The organism is Pseudomonas sp. ACM7 (genome assembly GCF_004136015.1).
GTDB classification, from domain to species: domain Bacteria; phylum Pseudomonadota; class Gammaproteobacteria; order Pseudomonadales; family Pseudomonadaceae; genus Aquipseudomonas; species Aquipseudomonas frigoris.
Genome location: NZ_CP024866.1, coordinates 6,495,521 through 6,508,303 on the forward strand (window position 1 = coordinate 6,495,521; position 12,783 = coordinate 6,508,303).

Consider the following 12,783-nt stretch of genomic DNA (forward strand, 5'->3'; position numbering starts at 1 on the left):
AGGCTTGAATGCCTTAACGGTCGTTGGGTCAGAGCACCACAATGCCTTCCTCAAGCGCTGAGGCGAAAATATCGTGTGCAGGCACGTTGATCCAAGTTGCAGCATCGATTTCGCCCACTGACGCAAGCCAGCGCCCAACCATCTCGTAACCAAGCGTATAGCCAAGCCATTTCGGATGAGCACCAAAACCGAAAAACCACTCACTGTGATTGTAATGCGTGGACTCAAGGGTCTTCAGGTCTACCGGGAAGCGAAGCAGATCGGCGTCGGTAACGGCACACTCCCAAGGCTCTGGGTCGCTGCCGAGCAAATGCCGGACGAACTGTCCGGCAAGTCCCTCGCTGACCAAGGCTTCACCTAACGTCCAACCGTAACCAGGCCCCGCCATGCGCAGGCAATGATGAACCTCATGGACGATTTGTCGATGCAGCGTGCCCGTGCGCAGGCTGGGCAAAAAATTCGGGTTGTCTGGATCGATGGTCATCGTGAACATTGAGCTTCGATAAGCGCGCCCCAAGAGGCCCATTTCAGGAATGGTCTCGCCAGGGAGCCGCTGGATCAACACATCAAGTCGCGCAGGCGTAATCAGACGGGAGACCGTCTTGTAAGCGGCGTCAAATTCGCCGATCAAATCGGAGCGAAGTTCAGCAAGGCTCCCCGAGGCTTCCAGCCAATGCAGTGTCCATGCGTCCATTGTTACCTCTGAAAACTGTCACGGAGCCTAAAAACTCAGCCCAACAGATGCTGTGAGATGAGTTTGGAAATCTCGACCATCGACGTCCTCCCAGTGAATTCAAACTTCACTCTGCCCAGCGCCGAGAAGTAGATTTCCAGCTCAGAATCCAGGTCGAAGGTGCCCGAGGTTTCCACGGAGTAAGCGACGATGTTTTTGTAAGGCAACGAAGTGAAATCTTTTTTGCTGCCGGTGATGCCTTGCACGTTCACCGCGATGATTCGTTTGTTGGTAAACACCACGCCGTCGCGCATGGATTTATAGGCATCAATGACCTGCTCGCCGTCCAGCAGCAGCGCGGTGACTCGCTCCGCGTACTCGTTGTTTTGCTTGAGTTTGAAAAAGCCTTTGTTGTTGAAATCGATCATCCGCCATCCCCTTCCTTAAAGAGTGTTCCCTGGATTGCCAGCGCGTGGCGCGGCGAGCATACCATCGGGCCTGCGCTTTTTGCGCCCCCTCCCACAGCGGATCTAAAAAACCAATGGAACCCCGCGCCTCATCGCGTTTTCGAAACCCTATCAGCGCTGATCTTTGATCAAACAAGGCGCCATTGGAGAGGAAATCCCGATGAACAGTAGACTGCTGCTTCTGCTTGCCAGCCTGAGTCCCACCCTGGTCATGGCTGAAGGCTGTGACGTGCTGACCCGCTCTCAAAGCCCTTCCGTGCCGGTGGTCGAAACGCATAGCTGCTATGAGTACGAAGGCATGCCGGTGAACGCCATCAATTGGTCATGCAGCAACGAGAGCAAAGACATGCTGGCCAGTACCAAGAAAAAAGTCGAACAGTGCGCCGATCATTCTCAGGCCACTTGCATCGCCACGTTGACGCAAGAATCGCTGGCCAATCCTCACTCCACCAGCAAAGACAAGAACAGCACATCGCTGAATATTCCGAACAATGCTCAGGTCACTACGTATTACTACGGCGCTGAGCATTTGAGTCAGGCGAAAATTGATTGCGAGTCGGGTGGTGGTCACTGGAAAGCGCAGTAGTCCCCCCAGCAGCGTTGGTTAACCCTTAACAGCCGCTTCAATCGCAGCGATGTCGATCTTTCCCATCTCCATCATGGCGTCGAACGCGCGCTTGGCCGCTGCTTGATCAGGATTGGTTATCGCGGCGGTCAGAACACGTGGTGTGATCTGCCATGACACTCCCCACTTGTCCTGGCACCAGCCGCATACATTTTCCTGGCCGCCATTCCCGACAATCGCGTTCCACAAGCGGTCCGTTTCGGCTTGGTCGTCGGTCGCAACCTGGAACGAAAAAGCCTCGTTGTGCTTGATCGCCGAGCCCCCGTTCAGTCCGAGACAAGGGATGCCCATCACCGTGAACTCGACTGTCAGGACATCGCCCTGCTTGCCTGCCGGATAGTCGCCGGGCGCGCGAAGGACAGCTCCCACAGCGCTGTCGGGAAACGTTTCGGCGTAGAACGTCGCTGCATCCAACGCGGTGCCGTCGTACCACAGACAAATCGTGTTTTTGTTGATCATCTTGGTTCTCCAGAATCGGAATGGGTTCGTGCATTTTAGCAGCGCATTCAGCGGCACGGCTTTGGCTACTCTTCAGTAGCTGCTCCGCATTGGAGGCGATAACATCCCGGCCTCGCATGGATAGTGCGAACACATACTCAAAGGATGAACACATGAGCCGCACCGAACACATCTGCCTGATGGCGACCTATAACAAATGGATGAACGCAAAGATCTATGGGGCAACCAGTTGCTTGTCCGATGATGAGCTCTCAGCCGATAGAAAAGCGTTCTTCAAATCTATTCTCGGGACGCTAAACCACGTGGCGATCGGAGACACTGTGTGGCTAAAGCGATTCGCCAAGCATCCAGCGGACCACTCGGCACTGGAGCCGGTGAGGCAACTTTGCGATCCGAAAAGCCTCGACCAATTGTTGTTCTCTACTATTCCAGAGCTCTCAGTGCATCGAGAGAGACTCGATCAGATAATTGTCGAATGGGCTCACTCTATTACAGAGTCCGATCTGGACCACACTCTCCATTACGCCAGCATGAAAGGTGTAGTGTCCGATAAGGATTTTTACAGCCTGGTCATGCATTTTTTCAACCATCAAACCCATCACCGTGGCCAGGTTACTACGCTGCTTTCACAGGCTGGTATTGACATAGTTGATACAGATTTAGTCTTTCTCATTCCATCCCAATCCTGCGTATAAAAAAACTCGTCACCAGGCACCTGATCATTGGGCAGACTTTTGGCCTGGTCTTCTGTCGCAAGCCGTCCATCGTCGAGAGTTCGCAGCTCCAGAGCTTCCAGTGAATCGATACCTGACCAGAGAGCCTTTTCACTCCAATAGATACAGCTCAGGCGTGACCTCTCACAACGGGATGCATCGACAACGACTAAACTTTTGCGACGAACCTCGTCTCCCAAGGTGATGTCTGTGAGTGCCACTCCCCTGTCCGAGCTCGATGCCGCCCTGCCCGGTCTGGCCCGCAAGATCCGCGTGCTGGATGCCCTGGCCTGGCCGGATGGGGTCGAGGAAGTATTCCTGGCACGTTGGCGCGCCGGGCAGGCAGAACTGCCCAAGGTCGAGCTGCGCCCGCACGACCACAGCGCCGATATCGCCGCCCTCGAAGCCTTTATCGGCCGCTGCGATGAGGGCCATCCGGCCGGGCGCCACCTCGCCATGACGGCGCGCAGCTATGCGACGGCGGGGCATATGCTCGGTGCCATCGGTACACCCGCCTTTACTCAGTATTCGTCAGCGCTGTACCGGCGCCCGGACTTCTATTACTCGAGCCAGAAATTGAGCATGCTGGACGCGGCCCAATTCTTCCTCAAGACCACCGACGCCCTTCTGGGCGGTGCGCGGATTCCACCGTGCCCGGCAGAAATCCCGGCCGAGGTCTTCGCCGCCTGGATGCAGCCGGAACTAGACCGCTTCTTCGGACCGGGCCGGATCACCGTCGTGCTCGATCCGACCCTGGCCGCCAAGGCCATCGCCGGGGCCAGTCGCATCCGCCTGCGTGCCAGCGCGCTGTTCTCGGAACTGGACAAGAACCAGCTGTTGCAGCATGAGGCCTTCGTGCATGTCGCCACGGCACAAAACGGCGCCCTGCAACCCAACCTGAAAAGCCTGGGCCTGGGGGCACCACGCACGACCCAGACCCAGGAGGGCATCGCCACCCTGGCCGAGCTGTTCACCGGTAGCATGGACATTAACCGCCTTCGCCGCCTCGCCCTGCGCGTGCTCGCGGTCCAGCAGGCGCTGGATGGCGCCGACTTCATTCAGGTATTCGAAGGCTTTCTCGCCGCCGGTCAGTCGCAAGAGGAGTCCTTCCGCTCGACCCAGCGGGTTTTCCGCGGCGCCGACCTGCGCGGCGGTTCGGCGTTCACCAAGGATGCCGCCTACCTGACCGGTTTGCTCGGCGTGCATACCCTGTTGCGCATCGCGATCCGCGACAACCGGCCGGAACTGGTGGGCCATTTGTTCGCCGGGCGCCTCAGTCTGGGCGATACCGTGCGCCTGGCCCCGCTCTTCGAGTCCGGCTGGCTCCAGGGGCCGGTCCATGTCCCGGCCTGGGCCTGCGATCTGCGTCTGCTCGCCGCCAACCTGGCCTTCTCCGCTTTTATTTCCCGAATCAAGCTGGATGTACTCGATCTGGAGGTGCTCATGGCCTTCGCCGACGAGCATGAAGCCGATGCCAGCGCCTAGCGTTTAAAGGGAGAGCCACCGAACCAAACGCTCTGCATCAGTTATTTATACTCAAATGCCAGCTTAATAATATTTTACCGATACCAGGGTGATCCCTAGTCTTGACCCCAAGAAATGGCAGGCCGTTACCGACCTAAATCCAACTTCGAAGGGTATAGAGATGACCACTGAAAAAATAAAAACAGATACGCTGATAGTTGGCGCCGGTCAGGCTGGCGTGGCCATGAGTGAACACTTGAGCAAACTTGGCGTGCCGCACCTGGTGCTGGAGCGTAACCGTATCGCCGAACGCTGGCGCACCGGCCGCTGGGATTCGTTGGTGGCCAACGGTCCGGCCTGGCACGACCGTTTTCCCGGTCTCGATTTCGACGACCTCAGCCCCGATGACTTTGCCCCGAAAGAGCGGGTCGCCGACTACTTCGAAGCCTACGCCAAGAAATTCAACGCCCCGATCCGCACCGGCGTGGACGTGCTGAAGGTTGAGCGCAATGCCGGTCGCCCGGGCTTCACCATTGAAACCTCCGAGGGCGTGATCGAGGCCAACCGCGTGGTGGCTGCCACCGGGCCTTTCCAGCGTCCGGTTATCCCGCCGATCGCGCCGAAAGATCAGCCATTCCTGCAGATCCACTCCGCCGACTATCGCAACCCAGCGCAACTGCCCGAAGGCGCTGTTCTGGTCGTCGGCGCCGGTTCGTCGGGCGTGCAAATCGCCGATGAACTGCAGCGTGCCGGCAAGAAGGTTTACCTCTCGGTCGGCGCACACGATCGCCCTCCCCGCGCTTATCGCAACCGTGATTTCTGCTGGTGGTTGGGTGTGCTCGGCGAATGGGATCAGGCGGCCATGAAACCCGGCCGGGAACACGTGACCATCGCGGTCAGCGGTGCACATGGCGGCCGCACGGTGGACTTCCGTGGGCTGGCCCATCGCGGCATGACGCTGGTGGGTTTGACCCAATCGTTCAACGGCGGCGTAGCGACTTTCCAACCGAACCTTGCCGAGAACCTGGCGCGCGGTGACGAGAACTATCTGGCGCTGCTCAACGCGGCTGACGCCTACATCGAGCGCAATGGCCTGGGCCTGCCGGAAGAGCCTGAAGCGCGCATTACCTTCCCCGATCCGGAATGTGTGACTAACCCGATCCTTGAGCTCGACCTGGCCAAGGCCGGCGTGACCTCGATCATCTGGGCCACCGGTTTTGCCACGGATTACAGCTGGCTCAAGGTTGATGCCTTCGACGATAACGGCAAGCCACAGCATCAACGCGGCGTGTCGAGCGAGCCTGGCGTGTATTTCCTCGGCCTGCCGTGGCAGTCGCGTCGCGGGTCTTCGTTTATCTGGGGCGTTTGGCACGATGCCAAGTACGTGGCTGACCACATCGCCATCCAGCGTTCATACCTCGACTACCACGATGCCGCGCAACGCGAGGCTGAAACCGTCCCGGCCGTCCATAAAGCAACGGTTAGTGCTTAATTTCTTCTTCAGGAGCTTCAAATGTCCACGCCAACCCATACCCGCATTCGCATGTTCAACACCAAAGAAACCTACCCGAACCAGAGCCTGGACAATGACCTGTGCCAGGCCGTCCGGGCCGGCAACACCGTTTATGTTCGCGGTCAGGTCGGCACCGATTTCGAAGGCAACCTGGTAGGCCTCGGTGATCCACGCGCGCAAACCGAGCAAGCCATGCGCAACGTCAAACAGTTGCTGGAAGAAGCCGGCAGCGACTTGAGCCACATCGTGAAAACCACCACTTACCTGATCGATCCGCGTTACCGCGAGCCGGTGTATCAGGAAGTGGGCAAGTGGCTCAAAGGCGTGTTTCCGATCTCGACCGGGTTGGTGGTTTCGGCGCTGGGGCAGCCGCAGTGGTTGATGGAGATTGATGTGATTGCGGTGATTCCTGAGTAAGCAGGTTTACCGAGTCGCGGCCTTCGCGAGCAAGCCCGCTCCCACAGTAGATCTCCAGTGGACACAGATTTATGTACGACGCAGATCAAATGTGGGAGCGGGCTTGCTCGCGAAGGGGCCCGCCCAGACATCCATTTCGCCAAGGCAATACAAGGAGCAAAACCATGACCTTCTCCATCGCAGCACGTTGCCCCGAAACCGGTCAGTTCGGCATTGCGATCAGTTCCTCCAGCATCGCCGTCGGCGCCCGTTGCCCCTGGCTGCTGCCAGGTGTCGGCGCCGTCTCTACGCAAAACATCACCCTGCCGTCACTCGGCCCGGAAGCCCTCGCCCTCATGGAACAAGGCCTTACACCGGCCGAGGCGTTGGACAAGGTCCTGACCCGCAACGGCTACAGCCAATATCGCCAGATCACGGCGATAGACCATCTCGGCCGCACCGCGCATTTCAGCGGTTCGCAAACCCTGGGCAACCACAACGCCGTGTCCGGCGATCAATGCGTCGCTGCCGGCAACATGCTGGCGGACCGTTCAGTGATCGAGGCCATGGTCGAGGCGTTCGAACATGGCGAGGGTCAACTGACCGACCGCTTGCTCGCGGCCATGAAAGCGGCAATCGCCGCTGGCGGCGAAGCCGGGCCGGTGCATTCGGCGGCGGTGGTGGTGGTCGGCGAGTTGACCTGGCCGATCATCAACCTGCGGGTGGACTGGGCGGATCACGACCCGATCGGCCAGCTTGAGAAATTGTGGGACGCCTATCGCCCACAGGTTCAGGACTACATCGACCGCGCCCTGGCCCCCGACAAATCCCCCCGCTACGGTGTCGCCGGAGACGATCGATGAGCAACAGCCTCGATTTGCTGAAAACGTTGGTGGCCTTCGACACCACGAGCCGCGAATCAAACCTGCACCTCATCGAGTTCGTCCGCGACTACCTTGAACGCTTCGACGTGCCTTGCGAGCTGGTCTACAACGAGCCGCGCAGCAAGGCCAATTTGTTCACAACCATTGGCCCGGCGGACTGGCCGGGCATCGTGCTGTCGGGGCACACCGACGTGGTGCCCGTCGACGGCCAGCCGTGGACCGTTGCGCCGTTCGAACTCACTGAGCGCGACGGCAAGCTGTACGGTCGCGGCACCGCGGACATGAAAGGCTACATCGCCTGTGTACTCGCGCTGGTCCCGTCGCTGGTGAAAGCCATGCTGCGGGTGCCGGTGCACATCGCGCTGTCCTACGATGAGGAAGTCGGCTGCCTCGGTGTGCGTTCGTTGCTGTCGGAATTGGAAAAACGCCCGGTCAAACCGATGCTCTGCATCATTGGTGAACCGACCGAGCTCAAACCGGTGCTGGGCCATAAGGGCAAACTGGCGATGCGCTGCGATATTCACGGTGAAGCGTGCCATTCGGCGTACGCCCCACTCGGAGTCAATGCCATCGAGTACGCCGCCGAACTGATCGGTGAACTGGGGCGGATTGGCAACCGACTCAAAGCGCCCGAGCATCACGATGCGCGTTTCGATCCGCCGTTCAGTACGGTGCAAACCGGTGTGATTTCCGGCGGCAAAGCCTTGAACATCGTCCCCGCCGATTGCCGCTTCGATTTCGAAATTCGCGCCCTGCCCTCGCATGATCCGGGTGAGGTTGCGCAGAAACTGAAGGCCTACGCCGAGCAACAAGTTTTGCCGCGCATGCGTGCGGTGAGTGAACAGAGCGAGATTCGCTTCAGCGAGTTGTCGGCGTACCCCGGGTTGGCGACCGATGCGCAGAGTGAAGCGGCTGAGTTGATTGCTGCGTTTTCGGGTTCACGGGAGTTTGGCACCGTCGCCTTCGGAACCGAGGGAGGTCTATTCGACGCCGCAGGCATTCCCACCGTCGTCTGCGGCCCCGGCAGCATGGATCAAGGCCACAAACCCGACGAATTCGTCAGCCTCCAACAACTCACCGCCTGCGACGCCATGCTGCAACGAATGCTGCTATCGATCTGTTAACCCAATCCCTGTAGCAGCTGGCGAAGCCTGCGTTCGGCTGCGAAGCAGTCGCAAAATCCAACGACGCGGTGCCTCAGAAAAACCGCGGGCGCAGGGTTTACGACTGCTTCGCAGCCGAACGCAGGCTTCGCCAGCTGCTACACATTGCGTGGTGTTTTAACAATCCGGCAGGCCCTGAATCGCGAAGGAATTTGAACAGCCAAAACCTCCTGTGGGAGCGAGCTTGCTCGCGATAGCGGTCTGTCAGCCAAATCAATTTTGACTGTCAGGCCCTCATCGCGAGCAAGCTCGCTCCCACAGGTTTTGTGCCCATCCACTGACTGGCATTCAACCCCGTCTTCCCCCGCGCGGACGCCGTAAAACCAGCCATCACACCCTCCCCACCCGACATACATTTTTTAACGTTTATACCCACAAACTTACTAATTTATCTCTCACTCCCCACCGCACATCATCAACTCCAACAAGAAAAGCGTCGCCCCCGTGCGGCGCTCACCGAAGTACGTCCACGTACTCAAATTGCCTTGGAGTCCGTCATGGTTACCGCAGCAACAACTTCCGCCCCGCTTATCGAAAAACACACCATCGGCTACGTGCCCCCCGAAGATCGCCACGGAAAAACCAGAGACCTGTTCACCCTCTGGTTCGGCGGCAACATCGCGCCGTTGCCCATCGTCACCGGCGCCCTCGGCGTGCAAATGTTCCACCTGAACCTGGTGTGGGGCATCGTCGCCATACTCGTTGGCCATCTGGTCGGCGGCGTGCTGATGGCGCTGCACTCCGCGCAAGGCCCGCAGATGGGCATTCCGCAAATGATCCAGAGCCGCGCCCAGTTCGGCTCCCTCGGTGCGCTGCTGGTGGTGCTGATCGCCGGCATCATGTACATCGGCTTCTTCGCCTCCAACATCGTCCTCGCCGGCAAGTCGCTGCATGGCGTGGTCGACAGCGTCCCGGTGCCCGTGGGCATCGTCATCGGCGCCCTCGGCTCGGGCATCATCGGCATCATCGGCTACCGCTTCATCCACGTGCTCAACCGCATCGGCACCTGGGTACTCGGCGCCGGCATCGTGCTCGGCTTCGGCTACATCTTCACCCACGTACAAACCGCCGACTTCCTCACCCGCGGCAGCTTCAACATCTCCGGCTGGCTGGCCACCGTCTCCCTCGCCGCGCTCTGGCAAATCGCCTTCGCGCCCTACGTCTCCGACTACTCGCGCTACCTGCCGGCCAACGTGCCCGTGGCCGCTACGTTCTGGACCACTTACCTGGGCACCGTGCTCGGCTCCAGCCTCTCGTTCATCTTCGGCGCCGTCGCCGTCCTCGCCACACCCGTCGGCATGGACACCATGGACGCCGTCAAACTCGCCACCGGCTCCATCGGCCCGTTGATGCTCGTGCTGTTCCTGCTCAGCGTCATCAGCCACAACGCCCTCAACCTCTACGGCGCCGTGCTGTCGCTGATCACCCTGATCCAAACCTTCGCCTACCGCTGGATCCCGACCGCCAAAAGCCGCGCCGTCCTCTCGGTCATCGTCCTCGCCGCCTGCTGCTTCGCCGCCGTCGGCGCCTCCGCCAACTTCATCGGCCACTTCGTCGACATGGTGCTGGTGCTGCTCGTGGTGCTGGTGCCGTGGACCGCGATCAACCTGATCGACTTCTATGCGATTCATAAAGGTCAGTACGACATCAACTCGATCTTCAAGGTCGATGGCGGGATTTATGGGCGGTACAACCCGCAGGCGCTGTTGGCGTATGCGATCGGGATTGTGGTGCAGATTCCGTTTATGAATACGCCGTTGTATGTCGGGCCGATTTCCGAACATATCAACGGCGCAGACCTGTCCTGGCTAGTGGGGTTGTTGGTGACTTCGCCGTTGTATTTCTGGCTGGCGAATCGGGACAGTGCTTATAAGCGTCGGTTGTCGAGAGGGAAACTGGCCACCAGTCTGTAATTGGAACCCAATCCCCTGTGGGAGCGAGCCTGCTCGCGAAGAGGCCCTGACAGTCAACATCCATGTCGACTGTCACACCTTTCGCGAGCAAACCCGTTTTCGCTTTACCCGCCCGCCCCACAAAACCCCAAAATTTAATGAACCCCGCCCACACCCACTCACCTAACTGAATGACCATCAGGAGGTAACTCATGCAAACCGAAACAATCTGGATCGCACTCACAGCAATTCTTTTGCTGGTCGAGTTATGGGCGATCAACAGGGTGCGCAAAGCCGAAGGCAAATCGAGCAACAAACTCTTGTGGATAGTGGTAATCGTGTTTGTACCGCTGTTCGGGCTGATAGCGTGGGCATTGACGGGACCGAAACACACTGATCCCAACCCGCATTCACCGCAGGCCAGACAATGACGTCGGAGGGTGTGCGGTAAGGATTCAAGAACTGCGCAAACTCAAACAACAAAGCCCCAAAGATTCGGGGCTTTGTTGTTTCCAGTCATTAGATCAGCGTGGAAGCCACCGAAAGCCAAAATCTTCTGATCTTCCGATCCGAAAATCTTGTAGGAAACCACCCTCTGTGGCGAGGGAGCTTGCTCCCGCTGGGCGGCGAAGCCGACCCAAACCCTGCCGATCAGTTAAACAACGCCCAACCCCTGTAGCAGCTGGCGAAGCCTGCGTTCGGCTGCGCAGCAGCCGCAAACCCGCCACGCAAGGTCCACCTGACACTAAACAACTTCTGATTCCCGATTGTTTCTCAGCCGAATACAAGCTCCGCCATTAACCACAAAACCCGAATTTACGTCCTACACACCCGTTTGCAGCCACGAAAATCGACGCCTATATTCGACGCGTCGCTGACCGCAGTTAGCGATTGGGTTTCGCAGCCCTACAGAATAGAATCAGCCGGCACCGTCATAAGACACCCAGGCGAGCTTCGCCTGCGTCGCAGTTTATGGCGGCTGTGCGTGGGAGACTTTCGAGTCTGCCGGGTTTGATTCTTTCCTGGTCTGCGAACCCGCGCACAGTTGCCACCCATTTTGTTTCGCAGCAAAAAGGTGGCAGTTCATTCCCTTCATAAAGAATCTTATCCAATGACAATGAACAATCCGCCTCGCCGCTTCACCCCCATGTCCCAATTCGCCACCGACTACCCCGTCCTCCTCATCGACAGCGACGCCCCACTCCGCGAACTCCACAACTGCGTCAGCGAACGCCTTAGCGCCGTCCTCAAGTACCTCAACCTCATGGCCTGCACCAGCCTCCCCGACTACGCCGAAAACGACATCAACACCGTCACTAACATCGCCCGGATCATGATCCAGGATGTGAGCGATGTGTTTCGGGTGATTGAGCAGCGTGGGTTTGATGTGCCAAAGACCCAGTGCCCGAGTTAAATCGCAAAAAAACCGCATTACTGCGGTTTTTTTTCCATGAAACGGCGTTTGTCGGTCATTAAAAAGCTCCTCGGTAGATATTTTCCACCTACCGGGGGGCTGGGGAAATTAGACCACTACACCGATCCCGTCTAGTGAGCGGGAGCCATCATTGCCACGTCTATGGACAGACTAATGGCAAAATAGTAGCGTTGCAGGGCTGAGAGCAGCAGAAATAGCTGCAAATATTTAAGCGAAAACATGTTTAAGGAAGAATTGTTAATGCGTTCACCAGTTAAGGTTTTTGTTAGTTATAGTCATGAAGACGAATGTTTTAGAGATGAGCTAGTAAAAGCATTTGCAAATATGGTACGCAATAACGAAATATCAACCTGGACTGATCGCGATATCAGTGCAAGCCAGTTATGGCGCGAAGAAATAGATAAAAATCTAAAAGATACTCAAGTCATTATTTTTCTAATCAGCTCAGACTTTATTAATTCCGACTACTGTGTTGATGTGGAAATGACACAAGCACTAAAGATGCACAGTGAAGGTGTCGCATTAATTGTCCCAATTTATGTTCGAGCTACAGACGTAAAGAACTCTCTGCTTGCAGAAATCCAATTCTTGCCTACTGACAAGAAGCCTATAAAATCTTGGGAGGATAGAGATCTCGCTTGGCTTGATGTAGTTGAAGGTTTGAGAAAGTCAATAGAGACCTTGCCAGAGGTAAAAACTATGACCAAATTAATAAGTGAAATCTTAAAAGTTTCAGAAACACATATCAATTGGCTTGATGATACAGAGATAGCATTGGTACATAGATTGGTACCGAAAGTTAAATTGAGCGATATATATGTTCCGCCGGATTTTACGCTAAAAATTGGTGACTTCAGCAAAGTCAGACGAGTAGTGAACTACAGGAGGATTCTTGATGACTTTGACGGGACTGTAGTTATTGGCGAAGAGCAAGCAGGTAAGACTTCGCTCGCCAAGTTCATATTCAGAGAAAGCCTGAGCGAAGGTTATTTTCCGGTCTACTTGAGCGGAAAATAAATTGTCTCATCTGCTGTAGACAAATTAATCAAAAAACGAATTGCAGAGCAGTATTCCGAGCCTTTAGGTGGTCTTGAAAAAA

General features: G+C 57.1%; 14 protein-coding genes. 11 read left to right on the forward strand and 3 right to left on the reverse strand.

Annotated features, from left to right (window positions below; genetic code table 11):
• Window positions 1-28 precede the first annotated feature (28 nt).
• Together CUN63_RS31060 and CUN63_RS31065 are read right to left on the reverse strand one after the other, a co-directional pair.
• Window positions 29-694, reverse strand: a complete 666-nt coding sequence (locus CUN63_RS31060) for a DUF2268 domain-containing putative Zn-dependent protease (RefSeq protein ID WP_129444944.1) — start codon at window positions 692-694, stop codon at window positions 29-31.
• 35 nt (window positions 695-729) lie between these two features.
• Entirely contained in the window at window positions 730-1,101 is a 372-nt protein-coding gene (locus CUN63_RS31065) for a PH domain-containing protein (protein ID WP_046049313.1), read from the reverse strand.
• 199 nt (window positions 1,102-1,300) lie between these two features.
• Between CUN63_RS31065 and CUN63_RS31070 the strand changes: the two genes are divergently transcribed.
• The gene (locus CUN63_RS31070; protein ID WP_129444945.1) at window positions 1,301-1,726 is read left to right on the forward strand and encodes a hypothetical protein; all 426 of its coding nucleotides are present in this window, start codon (window positions 1,301-1,303) and stop codon (window positions 1,724-1,726) included.
• A gap of 18 nt (window positions 1,727-1,744) precedes the next feature.
• On the opposite strand, the gene CUN63_RS31075 is transcribed toward CUN63_RS31070, so the two are convergent.
• Entirely contained in the window at window positions 1,745-2,224 is a 480-nt protein-coding gene (locus tag CUN63_RS31075) for a VOC family protein (protein WP_129444946.1), read from the reverse strand.
• A 152-nt stretch (window positions 2,225-2,376) separates the two neighbouring features.
• Here CUN63_RS31075 and CUN63_RS31080 point away from each other — a divergent pair, with 152 nt between their 5' ends.
• From CUN63_RS31080 to CUN63_RS31125, 10 genes are all read left to right on the forward strand, one after another.
• On the forward strand, window positions 2,377-2,919 hold the full coding sequence (locus CUN63_RS31080; protein WP_129444947.1) for a DinB family protein: 543 nt from the start codon (window positions 2,377-2,379) through the stop codon (window positions 2,917-2,919).
• Window positions 2,920-3,147: 228 nt separating this feature from the next.
• A complete protein-coding gene (locus tag CUN63_RS31085) occupies window positions 3,148-4,422 on the forward strand; it encodes a flavohemoglobin expression-modulating QEGLA motif protein (protein WP_129444948.1) in 1,275 nt (424 codons plus the stop codon).
• 160 nt (window positions 4,423-4,582) lie between these two features.
• A complete protein-coding gene (locus CUN63_RS31090) occupies window positions 4,583-5,893 on the forward strand; it encodes an NAD(P)/FAD-dependent oxidoreductase (RefSeq protein ID WP_129444949.1) in 1,311 nt (436 codons plus the stop codon).
• Between the two features lie 21 nt (window positions 5,894-5,914).
• On the forward strand, window positions 5,915-6,331 hold the full coding sequence (locus CUN63_RS31095; protein ID WP_008027166.1) for a RidA family protein: 417 nt from the start codon (window positions 5,915-5,917) through the stop codon (window positions 6,329-6,331).
• Window positions 6,332-6,495: 164 nt separating this feature from the next.
• Window positions 6,496-7,173, forward strand: a complete 678-nt coding sequence (locus CUN63_RS31100; RefSeq protein ID WP_129444950.1) for a DUF1028 domain-containing protein — start codon at window positions 6,496-6,498, stop codon at window positions 7,171-7,173.
• Complete coding sequence (argE, locus tag CUN63_RS31105; protein ID WP_129444951.1) at window positions 7,170-8,318, forward strand: acetylornithine deacetylase; 1,149 nt, start codon at window positions 7,170-7,172, stop codon at window positions 8,316-8,318. The genes CUN63_RS31100 and argE overlap by 4 nt, the downstream gene beginning before the upstream one ends.
• 536 nt (window positions 8,319-8,854) lie before the next feature.
• Entirely contained in the window at window positions 8,855-10,270 is a 1,416-nt protein-coding gene (locus CUN63_RS31110; protein ID WP_129444952.1) for a cytosine permease, read from the forward strand.
• Between the two features lie 191 nt (window positions 10,271-10,461).
• Window positions 10,462-10,680 carry a PLD nuclease N-terminal domain-containing protein gene (locus tag CUN63_RS31115; protein WP_129444953.1) on the forward strand — a complete coding sequence of 73 codons (219 nt, stop codon included), beginning with the start codon at window positions 10,462-10,464 and terminating at the stop codon, window positions 10,678-10,680.
• A gap of 680 nt (window positions 10,681-11,360) precedes the next feature.
• A complete protein-coding gene (locus CUN63_RS31120) occupies window positions 11,361-11,663 on the forward strand; it encodes a fructose-bisphosphate aldolase (protein ID WP_129444954.1) in 303 nt (100 codons plus the stop codon).
• 240 nt (window positions 11,664-11,903) lie between these two features.
• Complete coding sequence (locus CUN63_RS31125) at window positions 11,904-12,701, forward strand: toll/interleukin-1 receptor domain-containing protein (protein WP_129444955.1); 798 nt, start codon at window positions 11,904-11,906, stop codon at window positions 12,699-12,701.
• Window positions 12,702-12,783 lie beyond the last annotated feature (82 nt).